Source organism: Corynebacterium guaraldiae (assembly GCF_053480195.1).
On the sequence record NZ_JBRBAU010000001.1, the window covers coordinates 30,638 to 50,636 of the forward strand.

Annotated in this window: 17 protein-coding genes; 8 read left to right on the forward strand and 9 right to left on the reverse strand. The window is 61.2% G+C overall.

Going from position 1 to position 19,999, the window contains the following annotated elements; translation table 11 throughout:
- Positions 1–65: 65 nt before the first annotated feature.
- The gene (locus ACUY3D_RS00140) at positions 66–428 is read right to left on the reverse strand and encodes a chorismate mutase (protein ID WP_070686363.1); all 363 of its coding nucleotides are present in this window, start codon (positions 426–428) and stop codon (positions 66–68) included.
- Between the two features lie 121 nt (positions 429–549).
- On the opposite strand from ACUY3D_RS00140, the gene pcrA reads away from it, so the two are divergent.
- Positions 550–3,075 carry a DNA helicase PcrA gene (pcrA, locus tag ACUY3D_RS00145; RefSeq protein WP_448240103.1) on the forward strand — a complete coding sequence of 842 codons (2,526 nt, stop codon included), beginning with the start codon at positions 550–552 and terminating at the stop codon, positions 3,073–3,075.
- A 4-nt stretch (positions 3,076–3,079) separates the two neighbouring features.
- On the opposite strand, the gene ACUY3D_RS00150 is transcribed toward pcrA, so the two are convergent.
- From ACUY3D_RS00150 to ACUY3D_RS00170, 5 genes are all read right to left on the reverse strand, one after another.
- Complete coding sequence (locus ACUY3D_RS00150; RefSeq protein WP_070565707.1) at positions 3,080–3,835, reverse strand: M23 family metallopeptidase; 756 nt, start codon at positions 3,833–3,835, stop codon at positions 3,080–3,082.
- A 386-nt stretch (positions 3,836–4,221) separates the two neighbouring features.
- Positions 4,222–6,918, reverse strand: a complete 2,697-nt coding sequence (locus ACUY3D_RS00155) for an FtsX-like permease family protein (protein WP_070565709.1) — start codon at positions 6,916–6,918, stop codon at positions 4,222–4,224.
- A gap of 1 nt (position 6,919) precedes the next feature.
- Complete coding sequence (locus tag ACUY3D_RS00160; RefSeq protein ID WP_070520666.1) at positions 6,920–7,636, reverse strand: ABC transporter ATP-binding protein; 717 nt, start codon at positions 7,634–7,636, stop codon at positions 6,920–6,922.
- Complete coding sequence (locus tag ACUY3D_RS00165) at positions 7,633–8,184, reverse strand: PadR family transcriptional regulator (protein ID WP_158011580.1); 552 nt, start codon at positions 8,182–8,184, stop codon at positions 7,633–7,635. Before ACUY3D_RS00165 ends, ACUY3D_RS00160 begins: the two co-directional genes overlap by 4 nt.
- A 252-nt stretch (positions 8,185–8,436) precedes the next feature.
- Complete coding sequence (locus ACUY3D_RS00170; RefSeq protein ID WP_070520676.1) at positions 8,437–9,189, reverse strand: M23 family metallopeptidase; 753 nt, start codon at positions 9,187–9,189, stop codon at positions 8,437–8,439.
- A gap of 348 nt (positions 9,190–9,537) precedes the next feature.
- Here ACUY3D_RS00170 and ACUY3D_RS00175 point away from each other — a divergent pair, with 348 nt between their 5' ends.
- From ACUY3D_RS00175 to purH, 3 genes are read left to right on the forward strand one after another with little or no spacing between them, the layout of a single operon-like run.
- On the forward strand, positions 9,538–11,268 hold the full coding sequence (locus tag ACUY3D_RS00175) for a cell division protein PerM (RefSeq protein WP_070565711.1): 1,731 nt from the start codon (positions 9,538–9,540) through the stop codon (positions 11,266–11,268).
- Positions 11,269–11,309: 41 nt separating this feature from the next.
- A complete protein-coding gene (purN, locus tag ACUY3D_RS00180; RefSeq protein ID WP_070531639.1) occupies positions 11,310–11,915 on the forward strand; it encodes a phosphoribosylglycinamide formyltransferase in 606 nt (201 codons plus the stop codon).
- Positions 11,916–11,954: 39 nt separating this feature from the next.
- Positions 11,955–13,487 carry a bifunctional phosphoribosylaminoimidazolecarboxamide formyltransferase/IMP cyclohydrolase gene (gene purH / locus ACUY3D_RS00185; protein ID WP_070565713.1) on the forward strand — a complete coding sequence of 511 codons (1,533 nt, stop codon included), beginning with the start codon at positions 11,955–11,957 and terminating at the stop codon, positions 13,485–13,487.
- A gap of 115 nt (positions 13,488–13,602) precedes the next feature.
- Here purH and ACUY3D_RS00190 read toward each other — a convergent pair whose 3' ends face one another.
- Positions 13,603–14,046, reverse strand: coding sequence for a hypothetical protein (locus ACUY3D_RS00190; RefSeq protein ID WP_246818431.1), 444 nt, complete (start codon positions 14,044–14,046; stop codon positions 13,603–13,605).
- A 277-nt stretch (positions 14,047–14,323) separates the two neighbouring features.
- Between ACUY3D_RS00190 and ACUY3D_RS00195 the strand changes: the two genes are divergently transcribed.
- Together ACUY3D_RS00195 and ACUY3D_RS00200 are read left to right on the forward strand one after the other, a co-directional pair.
- The gene (locus tag ACUY3D_RS00195) at positions 14,324–15,238 is read left to right on the forward strand and encodes a hypothetical protein (RefSeq protein ID WP_070531644.1); all 915 of its coding nucleotides are present in this window, start codon (positions 14,324–14,326) and stop codon (positions 15,236–15,238) included.
- Positions 15,239–15,255: 17 nt separating this feature from the next.
- Positions 15,256–16,197, forward strand: coding sequence for a serine hydrolase (locus ACUY3D_RS00200; RefSeq protein WP_232748470.1), 942 nt, complete (start codon positions 15,256–15,258; stop codon positions 16,195–16,197).
- Between the two features lie 17 nt (positions 16,198–16,214).
- Here ACUY3D_RS00200 and ACUY3D_RS00205 read toward each other — a convergent pair whose 3' ends face one another.
- Positions 16,215–16,898, reverse strand: a complete 684-nt coding sequence (locus ACUY3D_RS00205; RefSeq protein WP_070531647.1) for a hypothetical protein — start codon at positions 16,896–16,898, stop codon at positions 16,215–16,217.
- 144 nt (positions 16,899–17,042) lie between these two features.
- Here ACUY3D_RS00205 and ACUY3D_RS00210 point away from each other — a divergent pair, with 144 nt between their 5' ends.
- Both ACUY3D_RS00210 and ACUY3D_RS00215 read left to right on the forward strand, forming a co-directional pair.
- A complete protein-coding gene (locus ACUY3D_RS00210) occupies positions 17,043–18,383 on the forward strand; it encodes a serine/threonine protein kinase (protein WP_448240104.1) in 1,341 nt (446 codons plus the stop codon).
- 134 nt (positions 18,384–18,517) lie between these two features.
- On the forward strand, positions 18,518–19,198 hold the full coding sequence (locus ACUY3D_RS00215; RefSeq protein ID WP_118854842.1) for a DNA-binding response regulator: 681 nt from the start codon (positions 18,518–18,520) through the stop codon (positions 19,196–19,198).
- Here the strand turns inward: ACUY3D_RS00215 and ACUY3D_RS00220 are convergent.
- Positions 19,195–19,911, reverse strand: a complete 717-nt coding sequence (locus tag ACUY3D_RS00220) for a TetR/AcrR family transcriptional regulator (RefSeq protein WP_070597474.1) — start codon at positions 19,909–19,911, stop codon at positions 19,195–19,197. The two genes, ACUY3D_RS00215 and ACUY3D_RS00220, sit on opposite strands and share 4 nt — an antisense overlap.
- Positions 19,912–19,999: the final 88 nt, after the last annotated feature.

Sequence of the window (19,999 nt, forward strand, 5' to 3'; positions counted from 1 at the left end):
GAGAGCTTAAAACACCGCTAGTTCAGGTGCGCGTGCGTTGGGGATTAGTCCGAGTTGGTGCTAGATTAGCCGAGCTTGCCGCGCCCCAACCGCAGCAGGGCAGAGGCAATCGCGGGGCCTTCCTCGCCAAGCTCGTCGCGGAACTCATTGAGGATGGCAATTTCGCGGGTGTGTACCAAACGGGTACCACCCGAGCTCATGCGCGTCTTACCAATCGTGCGGGAAATATCGGTGCGGCGCTTAATAGCGTCGAGGATAACGCGGTCGAGGCGGTTGATCTCCTCGCGGTAGCGCTGAATCTCGGCATCGCTGAGCGGGTCATCCGTGCCCGAGGGCATGCGAATGTCGAGGCCGTTGTCCACGACGTTGGGGTCTTGGTGCTCGGGGTTTAAGCCCGAATCTGCGGTGTCAGGATGTGAAGCGCTCATGAGTGAAGATTGTGCCACCACGTTAAGACAAACGGGAATCGCGTGCCGTGACGTCGGTATTCGTCGATAAGAAGCGGCGTGGACGGCAATGTCCGGTGGTGCTAGTAGGTTGGAGAGCATTATGAACAACACTTCTCCGTTTAGGCCTCGTTCTTCGTCTGATCCTTCCGCCGACACCTCCGCCGGTGGCCTGTTTCCCGCGTCCGCGCACAACGCGGATGCTCCTTCCAGCCAGGGAAATGATCCTCTGCTGGAAGGTTTAAACCCGCAACAGGAGGAGGCCGTGACGCATTCGGGCTCGCCGTTGCTCATCGTGGCCGGCGCGGGCTCGGGGAAGACCGCGGTGTTGACCCGTCGCATTGCGTATCTCATGCGCGAGCGCGGGGTCGCTCCGTGGCAGATCCTCGCCATTACCTTTACCAACAAGGCAGCCGCGGAGATGAAGGAACGCGTCGGCCAGCTTGTCGGCCCCGTGGCTGAGCGGATGTGGGTGTCTACCTTCCACTCCATCTGCGTGCGCATCCTGCGCAACAATGCTCAGCTGGTGCCGGGGTTGAACACGAACTTCACCATTTATGACGGCGATGATGCGCGCCGGCTGCTCACCATGATTGCCAAAGACATGCAGCTGGACCTGAAGAAGTACTCTGCGCGTGTTTTGGCTAACCAGATCTCGAACCGTAAGAATGAGCTCATTTCGCCGGAGCAGGCCCGGGCGGAGGCAGAGCGGACGAAGAATCCTTTTGAGCTCACTGTGGCGAGCGTGTACGAGGAGTATCAGCGCCGCCTGCGCGCCGCGAACGCGGTGGATTTCGACGACCTCATCGGGGAAGTGGTGCGCATCTTTAACCAGCACCCGCAGGTGGTGGAGTTTTATCGCCGCCGCTTTAAGCATGTGCTTATCGACGAATACCAGGACACCAACCATGCGCAGTACGCGCTCGTTTCGGCCTTGGTGGGCAGGGGCGAGCTGCCGCCGGATGCCCCGGAACTTTGTGTGGTGGGTGATTCTGATCAGTCGATCTATGCCTTCCGCGGAGCCACCATCAGGAATATCCAGGAGTTCGAGCGGGACTACCCGCAAGCGCACACGATTCTGCTTGAGCAAAACTACCGTTCGACGCAGACCATTCTGAACGCGGCGAACGCGGTGATTGCGAAGAATGAGGGCCGCCGCGAGAAGAATCTGTGGACCGCCCACGGCCAAGGCGAAAAGATCGTTGGATACGTGGCGGATAACGAGCACGACGAGGCGCGGTATATCGCCTCAGAAATTGATTCCCTGGCGGATAAAGGCACGGCATATTCCGATATTGCGGTGATGTACCGCACCAACAATGCCTCCCGCGCGTTGGAGGATATTTTCGTGCGCTCGGGCATCCCGTACAAGGTGGTCGGTGGCACGCGCTTCTACGAGCGTCGCGAGATCCGGGACGTGGTGGCTTATCTGCGCATCATGGATAATCCGGATGACACCGTGAGCCTGCGCCGCATCATCAACGTGCCTAAGCGCGCCATTGGTGACAAGGCGCAGGCGCAGATCGCGCTTCATGCGGAGAACCTTGGCGTTAGTTTTGGGGCGGCTCTCCGTGATGCGGCGGAAGGAAAGGTCGTAGGCCTTGGCACGCGGGCGGTCAATGCCGTCACCAAATTCAACGAGATGATGGAGGGCGTGCGCGCGCAGATTCCGGGCATGGTCAATGAGGTGACTAGCCAGCCGGATTTGGGGGAGTTGCTCAACGCGCTTCTGGACGCCACCGGTTACCGCGCGGAGCTTGAAAACTCCAATGACCCGCAGGATGGGGCACGCCTCGACAACCTCAACGAGTTGGTATCGGTGGCGCGCGAGTTCAGCTCTGAGGCGGCCAATGAGATGGCCTTCTTGGGTGCAGACGCAGAGGAGGCCCCGGAGCTATCGGAAGGCGAAGCCGCGCCGGGCTCGCTTCAAGCCTTCCTTGAAAAGGTCTCGCTCGTGGCGGATGCGGACCAGATTCCGGATCATGAGTCCGGAGTGGTCACGTTGATGACACTGCATACCGCAAAGGGCCTTGAGTTCCCCGTCGTTTTCCTCACCGGCTGGGAGGATGGCCAATTCCCACACATGCGCTCCCTGGGGGACCCGAAGGAGCTTAGTGAGGAGCGCCGCCTTGCTTACGTGGGCATTACGCGAGCTAGGGAGCAGCTCTACCTCACGCGCGCGATTCTCCGTTCGTCCTGGGGCAACCCGGTAACGAATCCGGCCAGTCGCTTCCTCGCCGAGGTCCCAGAAGACCTCATCGACTGGCGCCGTGAAGAACCAGACAGCTCGCTGTCCAGCGCGTGGGGTGGAGATGATTCCTACCAATACGGACGAACCTTCGGCTCAGATAGCGGGTTCTTCCGTTCTCGTGGGGGCGGCTATGGCTCGCGGGGCGCTGCGTCTTCCCCTTCGCAGCGCTCGCGCAAGCCGGCTCCGGCGACATCGATGCCGAAGAATAACCATCTCAATTTAGTTGTGGGGGACCGTGTCAACCACGCGAAATACGGGCTGGGCACGGTCATCGAAGCCTCCGGCACCGGCGCGCGGGCAACGGTCACCGTGGACTTCGGCTCAGCGGGCAAGGTCCGCCTCATGCTCATCGGCGGTGTGCCGATGGAAAAGCTTTAAAGCTTTAGATGAGGATGCCGCGCTCGCTGAACCAATCCACCGGATCAACAGCCGCGCCGCCGCCCGGGTGCACCTCGAAGTGCAGGTGTGGGCCGGTGGAGTGGCCCTCGTTGCCGATGACGGAGATCTGGTCGCCGGCCGAGACATGGTCACCGACGTTAACCAAGAGCTGATCACTGGGCATGTGACCGTAGACGGTGATGGTGCCGTCGTCGTGCTGGATGCGGATCCAGTTTCCGAAGCCCTGGGCTGCGCCGGAGGAGATGACCTCTCCATCCATGACGGCGTAGATAGGCGTGCCGATTGGGTTCGCCACGTCGATGCCGTTGTGGAAGGAACCCCAACGCGGGCCAAAGCCAGAGGTAAAGGTTCCGGAGGTCGGAAAGACCACGGTATTACCGTTGGCATCCTGGCCGCGCGTAGGAGTGAGGCCGGAGTGATCGCCCTGCGGGGCGAAGGCCTCGGCGAGACCAGGAATGCTGGAGGGATCGAGGACGATATCGAAGCCGTCCTGCGTGGAGTTGATCTCCGGGGTGGAGGCCCCGTTGAGGGCTCCGGCCGTGGACACGATTAGCCCGGAGAATGCTTTGAAGAGGTCGGCCTTGGAGTCTTCCTTGACTTCGATGTCGCCGGCGGTAGGGCCCTGGGAGGACCCGTCGGAGACATCCACGCTTGCTGCCGGTTCGGCGGCGAACGCTGGGGTCGTCACGGTAGCGGTGGTGACCGCCACGGCGGCGAGTGCGCTGAGCGTGCGCTTCATAACTTCACGTCCTTAAGTCCTGCTGTGGCTCGCTTCCGCCGACGAAGGCGGCAGGAAGCCTGTGAGCGATAGGGCGCGGCCATAACAGCCGCGATGCGCCTTGAAGCCTGCGACACGCCGGTGCGGTTTCGGCCGTGTGCTGAGCTTCCGTGGCAACGAGATACAAACTATCCCGTGCTATCACCCTGCGCAATGCGCAAAAATGCAGGTAAATACAGGAATTGTTCGAAAAACTATCGAACAGCCCAGCGTGTTACGTGTGTGAAAGAAGTGAAGATTGTTACAGGGGTAAAGTGAAGGTTTAAAGAATGGGGGTAGGGGTTGGGGGTGTGAAAAGAGTTGTTCCCCGGCCGAAGGCTCGGTCGGGGAACGGTGGGCCACGAAGGCTAGGTCAACGAACGCGACTCGCTGCGATCCCGTGCGGTGAGCGGGGCTGTCTTATCGCTGCGATTGACCGCGGCCGCTATAGCGGCGGCTATGAGCGGCACAACAAGCACGGCGAGGAACTGCCACCAATCCGGGGTGAAGTAGTCCTGCGGGCGCAGGCCATGTGGGGGTTCAGAGAAGGTGAAGGCGGACCTATCAGTGAAGAGGAACGTGCCAAGGTGTCCCGCGATCACTCCGAAGAGCATGCTTGCGGTGGCCACTATCCAGGTTTGCCACGCGGCTACCTTGGACATCAGCGAGGGGTGCGCGCCAATCGACTGCAGCACGGTGCTTTCATGGCGCATGGTGTTAGCCGCATTGGCGATGATGAGCGCGAGCACGATGAGGCAGATGATTCCCATTCCTAGGCCGAGGTAGTAGCGGAAGCTCTCGGGGGAGGAGACACCGAACTCCAGTGAGTATCGCGACTGCGAAGCGCTCGCTGTTAGGTCTCGCAGCTCCTCTCGCTCTGCTTCGCTCGGCGCCTCATCCAACGCCAGGGCCTGGCCTACGTAGAAGGGCTTCATGTTCAGCTTTTGAGCGGCCTGCTGGCTAATCAGGACCACGTCACGATCCACGGTAGGCAAGGCCTCAACAACTGGCAGATCGGCGTTGTGGGCTCCGCTTGGCTCTTGACTGTCGACGCGGTTATACGTCTTTACGGTTACCGTGCCGTGTGTCTTGTCCCCGACGTGGCTGCTGTGGGGGAGCACGATGCCGCCGGCCTCCAATGTTTGTGCCGCCGCACGTCGATCCTCTTCCGAGTCGAACTGCCACAGCTCGAGCTGCGAGGAATCAGCTTGGATCATCCTGCTTTGATAGATCAACGGGCTATAAGGGAAGGTCGTCATCAATTCGTGCGCGCACTCTTGACGGGCCTCTTCGGACTCATCGGTGCGCCGCCCTTGGTTGTCCACGAAGACTGCCCTCTCAACTGGTTTGCTGAGATCGACCTGTTCGCACTGGTAGTCAAATTCGGTGCTGAGCTCATAGAATTCACCATCGTCAGGAAGGCTAAAAGACGTGGTCCACGAGGGGAAAGCATAGAAGGAGTGTGTGCGAGCACCGGTAGCCTGCTGGATGGCCTCTACCGCTGCGCGTTCTTCCGGCGTGGACACCTGCGTTGGTTGGTCAAACGTTGTCTCCTCAATCAGCGCTGTGGTCTCCGGCATCACAAGCGCTTCTTCGGCTACGCTCTTTGCGCTATCGGTCATGACGCCCACACCAAACAGGGAGGCTGTGAAGGAGACCGATACGAGAGCAATGGATGTCGGCAAGGCATGCATGCTGCGCCGGGTCAGGCCACGCCCGGCAAGGCGCAACGCGAGCGGGCCTCGGCGAGACAACAGGGAGCACAGGAAGACCAAGGCCGGGGCAGACGCGGCAACCGCGATGACTCCGAAGAGAGCCAGCACCGTGGGGATGTACTCTCCCCAGGGGGTGAAGCTGAATAACACGAGGAGAAGCAGGAATGCAGGGCCGATGGCCATCCACTTCCTAAAGCGCAGCAGGCGGTCGGGAGCGGCTCCCTGGATTGCAGCGGAGAGGGCACCACGTTGTGCCAACCATGCGGGAACGATGGAGACAATGACACAGCCTGCCACCGCCACGAGCCACGCGAGAGCAATCGCTAGGAAGGGCAGGCGTGCAGCAAAGTCCGGATAGCGGGCTGTCCACCACACCCACGAGACCGTGAGGCCAACGATCACACCGATGGTGGCGCCGATTAGTCCCATCAGCAGGCCATAGGCCATCACTGCGAACATGATGTGGCGCGGCAGCGCGCCCTGGCTCGACATCAGCGCGTACAGGCGCGTATTGCGTCCGGTAGCCAGCGTGAAGACGGGCGCGAGAAGGAAAAGGATGAGCAATCCGGCGATGGCGTAGAGGCCGAAGAAGAAAAGCACGAAAAGAATGCTGCTCAGGATTCCACCAAAGGAATCCGACTCAGAATCGGGTCGGTCCGTATCTCGCAGCTCCGGTGCCCAGATTTCCAGCCCAGCTTCATGGGCGCGGTCGGCGTCCTCTTTGGTCAGCGGCGTGTCACCCACGATGACCCAGGATGTGCGTATCTGAAAGGACGGGTCGCCGTGAGCGTCATTGAGGGTGGGGGAGGTGACAAAGTCATAGTTTTCGGGAGCAATGGCCGCGACTGTGGCTTGGCGATCGCCGCTGAGGGCGTTGGTGCGCACGGTGATGACGTCTCCGACGGAGGCGTCGATCTTGCGTGCGGTCGAACGCGACAGAACTGCCTGGTTGGGGCCAAGGTTGAACTTATCGACGGCCTCCTGTGCCGGTTCCGGCGGATTCTCTGTGTCGAACTGATCTACCCAGGAGTTGGTTGACTTCCCATTATGGATAAGTGACGTGCTAGAAAAAGTGGTGACCGGGCTGACGCTGAGGCCTTTTGGCAGCACCTGGGCGGCCAGGCGGGGAACGTCTTCGTTGGCAATGTCCTGACGCTCGTTGCTCACCTGAAGGGACCGATCGGGCGAGCTCAAGGCTGCGGAGAGCCGTCCGGAGGAATTATCAAAGAGCGCAATTCCGATGACTAGGGCCACCGGCAAGGCAATGAGCATCACGGCGGCCAGAGTGCGCCATGGATGAAGCTTGAGATCACGCCTCGTCGGGCGGGTAGCGGCATTAATGCCGGACATATTAGCGCACCTCCTCGCCGGTGAGGCGCCCGTCGCGAACCATAACGACGCGGTCGGCCCAGCCCGCGAAACGCGGCTCGTGGGTGACCAGAATGCCGGAAGCACCGGCGTCGATACGCGCGCGTAGAACCTTCATGATCTCCTCGCCCGTCGAGGTATCCAAGGCACCGGTGGGCTCATCCGCGAGCAGAACTTTGCGCGGTCCAATGAGCGCGCGGGCAATCGCCACGCGCTGGGCCTGACCACCGGAGATTTCCTCGGGGAAGCGGTCAATGGTGCCGTCGAGGCCGACCTCGCTCAGCGCTTCCTCTGCTGCCTCACGGCACTGCGCAGGCGATAGGCCATCGAGTTCAAGGGGAAGGGAAACGTTTTCACCAACGGTCAGGGAAGAAACCAGGTTGAAGTGCTGAAACACGAGGCCCAAGTGGCGGCGTCGGGCAATTGCGGCCTTGGCTTTGGAGAGCTGGGAGGCATCGGCGCCGTCGAGAAGCACGCGTCCCGATGTCGGCGGTTGCAACAGTCCTGCGACGTTGAGCAGGGTGGATTTGCCGGAGCCGGAGGGGCCCATGACGGCTACCAACTCGCCCGGTTGTAGCTGCAGGTTGACGGAATCCAGCGCGGTGACCTGGCGAGCGCCGCTGCCGAAGATACAGGTGATGTTTTCGAGTTCGAGCGGGAAAGGAATGTGCTGGGTGGTGGGCACGGAGTCGGGGGTCATCGCGGTTCCTCCTCGGCGGCGGTGGGGGTGGTCGGGTTGGTCAGAGATTCCACGCGGTCGAGCCAACGTGAGAGAGATTCCAAGTCGAAGATTTGGCGCTCCACGGCCAAGCGCTGGGCGCTGCGCTCCGCGGGCAATTCCGAGGCTCGGCGGTTGAGTTCGCGGAGCTGGCGAACGGTGGCGAAACGCTGGGCGTCAAGGACGGCGATAACGTCGACGTCGGAGCGCCGAGCGGCAAGGGACACTTTGAGCACGAGCTCATCGCGCTCGATGGCGTCACTGTGCAAGGTGGACTTCCACCATTGCGAGAGCTCTGCGCGCCCGTCAGGGGTGATGGCGTAGCTGGTGGCGCGGCGCCCAGTGGGGCCGGTGAGCTCGCCGTCGGTGGTTATGAGCCCATCGCGCTCTAGGCGGCTTAAGGTTTGGGCTACTTGGCCCATGTTGAGCGGCCAGAGGTTGTCGAAGGTCTCCGCAAAGCGGGTCTTGATGTGGCTGGCTGTGGAAGGTTGATCACTGAGCAGCGCGAGAACGGAGTGTTTGACGGACATGGTCACCTCCTGCGCGGAGGACAAGGGGAGGATTAGTTAGGTGCATACCCGGTAAGTTACCGGGTAACTATCGGCTTGGCAAGAGGTTCCGGAACGGAGAGTGGTGTTTACCCCCGCCCGGTGTCCCGCGAGGTGGCGCGCGACCCTACGCGCCTGACCATCGGTGAGTGGGGTGAAATACGCAAAAGACGGCATAGAGCAGATTCGCTCTATGCCGCCTACGTGGTGTTGGAAGGTTTGGTCGCGTGAGTTTTAAGCGACGTCGATGCCGCGCTCTGCGAGCCACGGAACCGGGTCCACGGCACCTTCACCGGTGGGGTGAATTTCGAAGTGCAGGTGGGAGCCAGTAGAGAAGCCGAGAGAACCCATGCCGGCGATCTTCTGGCCAGCGTGGACGCGCTCGCCAACAGCGACGTCAAGGGTCTGCATGTGGCCGTAAACGCTCATGGAGCCGTCATCGTGCTTGATGCGGATCCACTGGCCGTAGCCGGAAGCCGGGCCGGAATCGATGACGGTTCCATCCATAACGGAAAGGATCGGGGTGCCCACGGCATTAGCGATGTCGATGCCGGAGTGGAAGGAGCCCCAGCGGGGGCCGAAGCCCGAGGTGAAGGTACCTTCTGCCGGGCGGGCTACGGAAGGCGCGCGGTTTGCCTCATCGGCGGCGGCGCGGGCATCAGCGGCCTGAATGGCCTTATCCAGCTGCGTGGACAGGTCAGCGACCGGCTTGGTTTCCGCGATGGAGAGGATCTGCGGTGCTGCGTCCTCAACGGCGGCCTGTGCGTCCTTGAGCGGATCGGTGTCTGCCTGCAAGGTGTAATCGATGGACTGCGCCTTGGTCTCGCCGGTGCCGGCGGATTGAATGGTGCCTGCTGCCGCACCGCCAACGCCTGCGGTAGACACGGCACCAGCCGCGATGGTCATAACCGCCAGACGCCCCTTCGCGGTCTGCGAGGTGGTGATTTTGCGGTGGCGACCTGCGCTTCGCTGAGTCTTGCTTCGCATGAACTCTTCTTCCGTCTTAATTCACTATCGTCCAACCAAAATAATCGTTACGTCTAAATCTGGTTGGTTATCCGATTGTGACCTTCCTGTTACCAACGAGATGTAACAGTAGCGTCTCGACGGGCACAGAGCAACCCGGATTGCAGTTTTTCTTCTGAATATGCCGAAAGATTTCTATGTCATGATACGACAGCTGTTTCCTGTGAATGAAGTGAAGCTATGGTCAGGGAACCGGGCAGTCAGCGCAGAGGACGCAAGTAAAGGAGTCCCGCAGAGTTGTTGATTCGGGGGTGTATCGGATCAATCGGATCGGATATCGACGTGCCACCCCCGGTGGGGGAGGCGCGCGTGGCAAAGTGGACGCCGATGAATAAGAACACGAGTCCCCAGTCCAGGACGTCAGCTCGCCCCCGCGCGCATGTGCGTGGTCGCGGTGATAGCGCCGAGCACTCTGAGCGAGGCTACCGGCGAGATCGCCGGGCTCCTGCAGAGCGCATCAAGGGAATTGAATCGGATAAGGCTCGCGCTCGTCGCGCGCAGGCCCCGACGACGCTGCGCGGGCGTATTCGCCGCATGCTTATCGTCGTCGGTGTCCCGCACCTCGTCGTGGTTCTGGGCATCTTCGTGGTCGCTATCGCCGCGCTCCTTCTTACCAGCTCTCCCTTTGCGTGGCTGAACACCATCGTGGGGGAGGCGTGGATGGTGTTTAATCTGGCTCCAATCCGGGCTGGCGGGATTGATATCGGTGTCCTACCTGTTCTTCCGGCCGCGTTCTTGGCCTGGTTAGTAGGCCGCCGCGTTCGAGCGGCGGTTAAGGACAAGGTGAGTATTAATGACTTGCTTGTCCTGAGCTGTTGTGTGCTGGCGGTGCCGGTGGTTCTGACCATTATCGCGTGGCTGATGCTCTGGGATGCCGGAAAGGTTTATGACGTCTCTCCTCCGGAGTTGTATCGCGTTGTGCCCCGCATGCTCCTTCTGCATGCTGCTGCTCTCATCGGAGGCATGGGCCCGCGCTTGTGGAAGGCCTTGGCTAAGCGCAGCGGGGTTCCCCGCGTATTTGTCGACGCCGCTCAAATCGGCCTGAGCTACCTTGGCTACCTTGGCGCCGCAGGGCTGGTTCTCGTTGTGATTATGTGGGGGTGTGGCTGGTCGCGCCAGGCTGAGATGCTCGCTAGCTATCCGGTTCTCACAGCGATGGGGACCGTGGGGCTTTTCCTGCTAAGTATTCTGTATCTCCCGAATGCCGCTGTTGCTGCGGGGGCGGTGCTGAGCGGTTCGGAGCTGCACATTGGGGAAGGCACCAGCGTGAGTCTGTTCAGCGGCCACGTAGTTCCACTCCCGCCGCTGCCGTTGGCCGCAGCTGTTCCTCCTTCAATCAGCTCGTGGTTCGCGGTTTTCTTGGTTGTTCCAGTACTCGCTGCGGTGGCGGCGTTTTATCGTCGCCGAGCGCTGGTGTCTTTCCACGTAGCGCTTGTTGCAACCATCACTGTTGCTGTGTCCTCTCTCGTGGCGTACTACGCCGTGTCCGGCGCGCTAGGCGTGTACGGCTACACCGGGCCCGAACTCTGGACTGCGGTGGGCTTGAGCTCCCTGTGGTGCCTCGTCGTGGGGTGTGCATTTGCGACGTCTCAGGCGGTGTCCGCATGGCGCGCTCGCCGCGCTACCGTCCCGGCTGCTGAGGCAGAAGCCCCCGCGGCCGCCGAGGAGGCAACGACAGACTCCACCGACACTGCTCAGCCGGAGCAGGATTCTGCAGTGCTTGGCGACGCCACCGCTGCCGAAGCGGAAGAAGCAGAGACTGACGCGGAGGAATCCAACCCCGACGAAGAAAGCGAAGCCGAGGCCGACGCTGAGGACGAAATAGAGGACGAGCAAGAGGGCCAGACTAAGGAGCAAGCTGAGGCACCAGTTGAGGAACAGGCCGAAAGCCAGACCGAAACCGACGTAATTGACGCAGAAGTCGTGGACGTAGAAAGTGCCGAAACCGAGGCTGAAACCGATGAGACCGCTGAAGCCACGGGGAAGCTCGACACAGACGCAGAGGAACACCAAGAAGCTGAAGGCCCCACAAAAGAGTAAAAATTCCGCGGTTCACGGCGGTAGCGGCTAGGCTGTAGCGCGTGACTACACCGCATCAGCCCGCTGCTATTGCCCACCTCAACGTTGTTGTTCTGGTTTCCGGAACTGGCTCGCTATTGCAGGCCATCGTCGATGGCCAGGATGAGCATTACAGCGTCGTGAAAGTCATCGCGGACGTGCCTTGCCAGGGCATTGAGCGCGCGAGGGCGGCGGGAATTGCCACCGAAGTCGTAGAGATGGGCGCTGACCGCGCCGAATGGAACCAACGTCTGGTTGCCGCAGTGGATGCTGCGCAGCCAGACGTTGTTGTTTCTGCAGGCTTTATGAAGATCTTGGGCAAAGATTTCCTGGATCGCTTCGAAGGTCGCACCATTAATACCCATCCAGCGCTCTTGCCTGCTTTCAAAGGCGCGCATGGCGTACGCGATGCGCTGGCTTATGGTGCCAAGGTCACAGGCTCGACCGTCCATTTCGTTGATGCCGGCGTCGATACCGGCTCCATCATTGCCCAGGAACCCGTCCGGATTCTGGCAGAGGATGATGAGGCCAGCTTGCACGAGCGCATCAAAGTGGTCGAAAGAGAACTTATCGTTAGCGTTCTCCGCGCGGCGCGCGTGGAGGGCGAAGCACTCAGCATTCAGCTCTAATTAATTCATTACCGCAAGGAAGGCTTAAGTCCCCGTACCATGAGCGAAGATCGTAAGAACATCAAGCGCGCGCTGATTAGCGTTTATGACAAGACCGGTCTGGAAGACCTCGCCCGGTCCCTCGATAACGCTGGCGTGGAGATTGTTTCCACCGGTTCCACCGCGAAAAAGATCGCAGACTTGGGCATTGACGTCACGCCCGTCGAGAAGCTCACCGGCTTCCCGGAGTGCCTTGAAGGCCGTGTGAAAACGCTGCACCCGCGCGTGCATGCGGGAATCCTGGCGGATACACGCAAAGAGGATCACCTCAACCAGCTCCAGGAGCTTGAGGTAGAGCCCTTCCAGCTCGTCGTGGTGAACCTGTACCCCTTCCGTGAGACGGTGGCCTCCGGAGCCGACTTTGATGGCTGCGTGGAGCAGATCGATATCGGCGGCCCGTCCATGGTGCGCGCGGCCGCCAAGAACCACCCCTCCGTTGCTGTGGTTGTAGACCCTGCGCGCTATGGCGAGGTCGCAGACGCCGTGGCCAACGGTGGCTTCACGCTGGACCAGCGCCGCGGCCTAGCCCGCGATGCCTTCCTGCACACCGCTGATTACGACGCCGCGGTGTCTGCGTGGTTCGTCGATCAGCTCAGCGAGGGCGAGGAGACCACCCCGCTGCGCTACGGCGAGAACTCGCACCAGTCCGCGACCGTGACCCGCATCGGCACCACTGGTTTGGCCAATGCGAAGCAGTTCAACGGCAAGGAAATGAGCTACAACAACTACCAGGATGCCGACGCCGCGTGGCGCGCCGCCTGGGATCATGAGCGCCCGTGCGTGGCAATCATCAAGCATGCGAACCCGTGCGGCATCGCGGTGTCTGACGAGTCCATCGCGGCTGCTCACCGCGCGGCCCATGCCTGCGACCCGATGTCCGCATTCGGCGGCGTCATCGCTGTGAACCGCGAGGTCACCGTGGAGATGGCGGAGCAGGTCAAGGAGATCTTCACCGAGGTCATCGTGGCCCCGTCCTACGAGGAGGGCGCCATCGAGGTTCTTAAGGCCAAGAAGAACCTCCGTGTGCTGCAAGCTGAGTACGAGGCTCCGCAGGTGGAGCGCAAGTACATTTCCGGTGGCGTGCTCACCCAAGAGCCGGATACCTACCAGGCGGAGGGCGATAACCCGGCCAACTGGACGCTGGCTGCGGGCGAGGCCCTGAACGAATCCGATCTAGCGCAGCTCGAGTTTGCTTGGCGCGCCGTGCGTGCGGTGAAGTCCAACGCCATCCTGTTGGCTAAGGACAATGCCACCGTGGGCGTGGGCATGGGCCAGGTCAATCGCGTCGACTCCGCCAAGCTCGCGGTTGAGCGCGCCAACACGCTGGCCGACGGCACCAACCGCACCGAAGGTTCCTTCGCTGCATCGGACGCCTTCTTCCCGTTTGCGGATGGTCTCGAGGTTCTCCTCGATGCCGGTGTCAAGGCCGTGGTTCAGCCGGGCGGTTCCATTCGCGATGAAGAAGTCATCGGGGCCGCTAAGAAGGCTGGCGTGACCATGTACCTCACCGGAACCCGCCACTTCTTCCACTAGAGCCTGAACCAAAGCGTTCCAGCAAACTTCAACTGCCCTAGCTGACGAATCTAGCCGCGTAATTCGACGCGGAAGCGCTAGATTTGGCGGCTAGGGCAGTTGTGATCTCAGTTTCTTAAGCGCCCGTGATGGTCATAGGCGTGGTCGCAAGCGCGGCCGTCGAGGTTGGCTCGGAGCTTGTACCAGTCTGCTCCGTATCGGATGATTCGCGGCCCCAGATAAACCACGCGCCGATGCCAAGGACGACAGCCAGGATGAGGAGCAAAGCAATCAGCGCCGCGATGGCGCCGCTGAAGCGCCCTGTGCCTTTCGGCGGGGTAGGAGCGGCATAAGAGTTGGGCTGGGGTGGATTTGGGGGTGTTGGCGCGCCACCACTGAACGGCTGCGGGGCGGGGCTAGCGGGGTGCCCACCGAACGGGGGAGTGCTTCCGAATCCGCCGCTCGGACCATTCGTGCCGCCGGGATGGCCCGGGCGGCCAAACCCGGGAGCAGGTGAACCGAAGCCGGAGGAACCGGAGTTGCGTGGAGGGGTGCCCGAAGGACCAGTAGGAAATGACATGGCGGGAGATCAGCAACCTTTCCGTGCACAGGAAGTTAGAGCATCGAGATACCTCTAACAATCTAAACCCTCGAGCACCGTCCGTGGGGACTTCAATGGAAGCTCGTGGGAATACTCCCCAGTGGGGCAGGAAGTGCTGGCAGCACAGCAGAGTACACACTGTGCAAAGCGCGAGTAAAAACGTAAACGCTGCGCAGAGAATTGTGACTGTGCAAAAATAGGACAGATAGAAAACGCCTATTGGCATTTGCAAACGTCACGATCTACGGAGGCTTCGGTGACTGATTCAGATCGCAATCATGGATTCGGCGCGCATCCCCAGCAGGGAAACGGCAGCCAGCCGCAGCCTTCTCATCAAGAAACCCACCCGGAAACCGCGGATTTTGAAGCCCCGCCAACACAACAGCGCCCGGTACAGCCCCAGCAATACCCCCAAAACATGGGCAATAATCCGAGCTACTCGCCATCGGGTGAGCGCAACTACTCAAATCCTTTTGCACCCTCCGGATCCCAGGGCCAGTATCCTCAGCAGCAGCAATTCCCCACGCAACAGTTCCAGCCCCAGGCGGCGCCGCAGGACGGATTTGGCCAGTACGATCAGCAGCCGGCTGCCTATGCGAATTCCTATGCACAGGACGATGCCGGAAACCATGGTTCCTCTAATTCCGGAAAGCTTGTGCTCATCGGCGTGTTGATCCTGGCAGTAATCCTCGTTATTGCCGCGTTGGCCTACCTCATTTTCTTTAAACACGCTGACTCAGGATCCCAGGCTGAATCGCCCCAGACCTCTGCCCAACTCACCGAGCAGAATGAGGGGCCACAAGATAGAACTTCAGCTGCGGAAGAGCCTGAAAAGACTTCAGAGCAGGCTACGACGACCTCCAAGGCGCAGAAGCGCCCCGAGCACCCTGACCTGCCCGCGGGCGCGATCCCGGCGAACGACGCCGCGCGTAACAACGAGCCCGGCGGCAACTTCAACAGTGTCTATCGCGGCACTGAGGTGACGACGGAGCCGTTCGCCAACTCCGTGCGCGATGAATACGTCAAACACTACGTGGACACCCACGAGTTCGACGCCACGATTAGGGCTTTTAGTCCGTGGACCAAGCAGTTCTACACCATGGATTGTTCCGATAACGGCGAGTACGTGACCTGCGCTGGCGGCAATAACGCGGTTGTATACATCCTCTAATGCGTAGGCGATCAACGATGAAACTCAGAACACGCCCAGACCGCACGCATGAACGCCCGCGGCGCCGGCCTGCGGCACTGGCAGCGTTGGTGGGGATCGCGGTGGCGTCGCTTAGCGCCTGCACCATCGGGGACGTCTCTCAGCCGGAACCAAGTGCTCCAGCAAGCAGCCCGCAGCCTTCCCTTCCTGATTCTGGTTCCGGCTCGTCCGCAAGTCCTGCCCCTGATTCCATCCTCGACAAGGAACCATCCGTGATTAAGGCCACCGACCTTCAGGAAGCCGTCGACGCCATCGCCGCCGACAACCCGGGAACCGGAATCGCGGTGGCTGGGTCACAGACCGTCGCGGCTGCCGGCATCACCGACCCGCGGCCCGCATGGTCCACGGCGAAAGTCCCCCTGGCCATCGCCGCCGAACGCGCCGGGGTAGCGGATCCGGACGCTGTGTCTCGGGCAATTACTTTTTCCGATAACGCTGCGGCCGATTCTCTCTGGGAAGCCCTCGGCGGGGGAGCACAGGCGGCACAAGCTACCCAGAAAATCATCGGAACAGCCACCGTTCCCGCCACGCCACCGCGCCCAGGGTTTAGCGCCTTCGGCCAAACGCAGTGGCCGGTGTCGGAGCAAGCGACATTCGTCGCCGCACTGGGATGCCAGGAAGGCGCAGATCCCATCCTCGCGGCCATGGGTGATGATGATCCGGCACAACAGTATGGCCTTCGCACCCTCGACGGGGCAGTGGTGAAGGGCGGCTGGGGGCCTGCCGAGGACGGTTCCTATGAGGCCCGTCAGATGGGGCTTATCACGCTGGGTGGGCACACGGTGGCGGTGGCAATTTTTGCCGCAGCACCATCCGGTGATTACGGCGAAGCCCAGCAGATGCTCACCCGACTAGTCAGGCAACTAGAAACCGCACAGGTGGAGTGGCCGGACGCGGGATGCCAGCAGGGAGCTGTCTAAAAGCCCTAGTGCGGTTCCTAGTGAGGCCAGTAGTCCTCGAATTTTCCGGCCTCCCCGTCGATGTCATAGTCCGTACCCCGGATGTTGAGCACGGAGCCGGTGTCATCCCCGCTGGTGGGATCGAGGATTGTGGCGCTAAAGGAGGTTCCCTCACCGCGCGCCGGACCAAAGGCAGCACCGCTGGACCAGACTCCGCGGTAGAAAAGGGAGTCCTGCTTTTCGCAGACCACAATGTGCGAATCGGGATCCGAGCCATGGGCAGCGAAAATCATGTTCTCGCCGTGCTGGCAGCGTGCCTCCGGGTAGTCGGACCATCCGGCCGCGGTGAGTCCTTCGGGGACATCGGCAGCATCAGGATTTAGAGAAGTCTTTGGTGCCTGCTCATCAGCGGCTTCCTCGTCGTCAGCAGTTTCCTCGTCGTCAGCTGTTCCTTCTTCTGCGGCCGTTTCCTCCGGCGCAGCCCCGCCTACGCGGGTGGGTTCCTGCTCCGTTGCGCTGCCGGCTTCGGGGCTTGCCTGGCTGGTGGAACGGACATCATTCCAAATCACGATTCCGGCAATCAGCAGTGCGATAAGGATTGCAATGGCGCAGATGATCGGAACGAGGTTGCGCTGCTCTGACTGGGGCCGTTGAGTCTGGCCCGACGCCGGCGTAGGGGGCTTATGTGCGTAATGGTTAGTGCCAAATCCTGGGGTGCTCATAGGGTCCTTGGAAAACAGTAGAGAACTACAGGTAGCATATCTGGCTCCGCACAACCAGACGGAACTGCGGGGTAGCACCCTCCATTTGGGGGCGATGGGACATGGCAACCTCAAGCCTTGCTATGCATATGGTGCAATGGGGCGGTGACTAATTCCTACTTCGTGCAATGGCTTACCCAGCAAAAGCGGTATACCACCGTGTACCTGCTGGGCGAGGGCGGCATGGGGCAGGTTTTTCATGCAACCGATCCGGACCTGTCCCGTGAGCTCGCGGTTAAAGTGCTGCTGGATGATGTCCGGGATGAGGCCTCTCGAGCCCGTTTCCACAACGAAATGAAGGCTCTCACCAGGATCGGTAGCCACCCGGGGGTGGTTCAGTTCTATTCCAAGGAATCGACGCCGCGCGGGGATGACGTGATGGTCATGGCGTTCATCGACGGTGGAACCTTAGCGCAGGCGATCCGGGAACGGGCCAACAAGGGGAGGGGATCTACGGTCACCGAGGTGGTGTACTACCTCAAACCGATTGCCGCGGCGCTGGACTATATGCACCACGAGCTGCACCCCGGGTGGGTGCATCGGGACATCAAGCCCGCCAATATCTTGCTGCGCAAAAACCCGGGCAGCCTGCCGCCGGCTGTGCTGAGTGACTTCGGAATCAGTATCGAGGAAGGCCAGTCGCGCCTGACTAAGGTCGGTCACATCGTGGGTACCGAAAAGTATTTGGCCCCAGAGAATAACGGCCATGCTTATGGTGATGATGACATGTCGGCGCGCGCGGACGATTACTCGCTGGCGCTTATCGCCTTCGAGATGCTCACGCTTCACCACCTCAAGGACACGATGCCGCGCAGCGAGTGGGAAGGACAGCGCCGTATCCCGGATCTGTCCAGCGATGCCTTCGCCGCATTCCTTGCAGAAGACACTGCCCGCGTTGCCTCGGAGGTACAGACCGTGCTGAACAAGGCGCTCAACAGCGTGCCCATGCAGCGCTATGCGCGGGCCCAGGACTTCATCGCCGCGCTTGACGACGTCTCCCGTTCCCGCCCCTCCCAGCCCGCTTCCGGCCCTACTTCCTCTGCCCCGCGTAGCGCCCCAGCCCTGCGCGGCGCCCCAGCCCCGCAGCCTTCGTCGCAACCAGAGCAGCCGCGGAATACACGAAGCACTGCGCGGCCGAGACAGTTTGGCCAACAGGGGCAATCACCCCAGCGTTGGCCGGAGCCCTCCGCCTCCTTTGGGTCCATGGATCGGGCAAGGCCAACTGGCTTCGTCGCTCCCTCTAACCCGATCGCGTCTTCGGGAACCGTGTCACCCTCCACACCAGTTACCCCGGCGATGCCAGGGTCTACGGTGCAGCGACGGTCTACTCCTCAACGGGCAACCCGCAAGCCGGCCGCGAAGGATAATTCGAATGCCCTCATCATCACGGTCACCGTCGTGGTCATCATCCTTATTTTCTTAGTGACGTGGGCTATCGTGGCCTAGCGCCAGCTGAGGTGGGGTGTGGCTTAGCACGCCGAAACAAAGTGAATGCCGCTACACTGAAGAGCACTGTTTGAAGGCGCCTCGCCGACATACCCGGCGAAGAGCGCGAGTTGTCCAGCCCTACGGAGGTGTCCATGAGCCAGCAACAACCACGCACGCCGCAGAACGCACCGCGGGGGCCCAGGCTGCGCATCGATGACCTGATCGGCGGCGTGAAGGTTATTTCCCCGGGGGAGGAACTCATCGTCGGCCGCGCCGGTGACTTCCGGGTGGGTGAGGAGGACCTCAGCCTGCACCGCCAGCTCTTCCAGCTGTGGTATGGCGGCCAGGGGTGGATGATCTGCAACGTGGGCAGTCACATCCCACTGCGCATAGAGCTGCGCGGGGTCAAAGGATTTTCGCGCATTGATCTCGGCCCCCGCTCTGTCGCGGCGGTACCCCCAGGGCCATCGAGGGTTACCTTTGAGACGCCAGAATGCCCCTACGAGCTGTATATCGACGTAGAAAACAGCAACTATTCGCGCCGTACCAAGCGCGAGCAGGACGTTGATGAAGAGCGCACACGCACCCGTCACGTGCCCAATGATGAGCAAGAAGAGCTGCTGCGCCAGCTAGCCAGCTACCTCAAGAAGCCGGGCTCCACCGACGCCGATATCCCCTCGGTGCGCGACATTGCTGAGGCGCTGGGGTGGACCGAAAAGAAGACGAACCACAAGATGGATCGCCTCGTCGATAACCTCCGCGCTGACGGCGAAAAGGCCTACAAGCCTTATAAGACCTTCTTGGCGCACTACGCCATTCGACACGGCCGCTAGCGGGCCGACCTCTTGCGGTCCGCGGCGGCCGCGGCGGCGGAAGAAATAGAGTCGTTGCGGTTCTTGAGCAGCTCCAGGGTGGTCGCCTCGGCGTCGTCGGGAGGGGTGGCGCCGAGGACTGCTAGGGCGGCGTCGGCAAGCATGGCGGACTGCTCCGGCACGCGCTGCGAGGCATCAAACGGTGCGTTGCCATCATTGGGGCGCATTTCAATGACGGAGAGCGCGATGTGGAAGGGGAGCTCGATGCGCGGATCGTCCTCGCCCACAATTCCTGCGGCGGCAGTACGGAAGTGATCCTTGAGGCGGTCGCGCTGCTCGTGATATTCACCGAACTCGGGGGAATTAGCCACCGGCAGCTGATAAAGGCGGCCGACGTTCCACGCCGAGGTCAAAAGCAGGCGAGATTCGGCTGCTACCAGTGACCACAGGCGCTGCGCCGGCGCGGCATCGGAGGCCGCAAGCTCATCCGCCAGCTCCAGCGAGGGTTCGATGGTGGAATTCAGCAGAGTGAGGAAGATATCCGTCTTCGAAGGAAAGTGATAGTACAGCGAAGCCTGACGGATGCCGACGGCATCAGCAATTTGGTGCGTGGAAGTTGTAGCAAAACCCTGGGTGGTAAAAAGCTCGGATGAGGCATCCAGGATTTCTTCGCGCGCGGTATTACCCCGGCGGCGTGGGCTATTCTTCCGTGGCCTGCCAACGCTACCTGCCATGAGGCGGACTCCCTTCGATAATGTTCAAGCAATAACTGACGGCAAATCAGTAATCGTACACTCCGCCGCAAACGGCGATTGCTAAAGC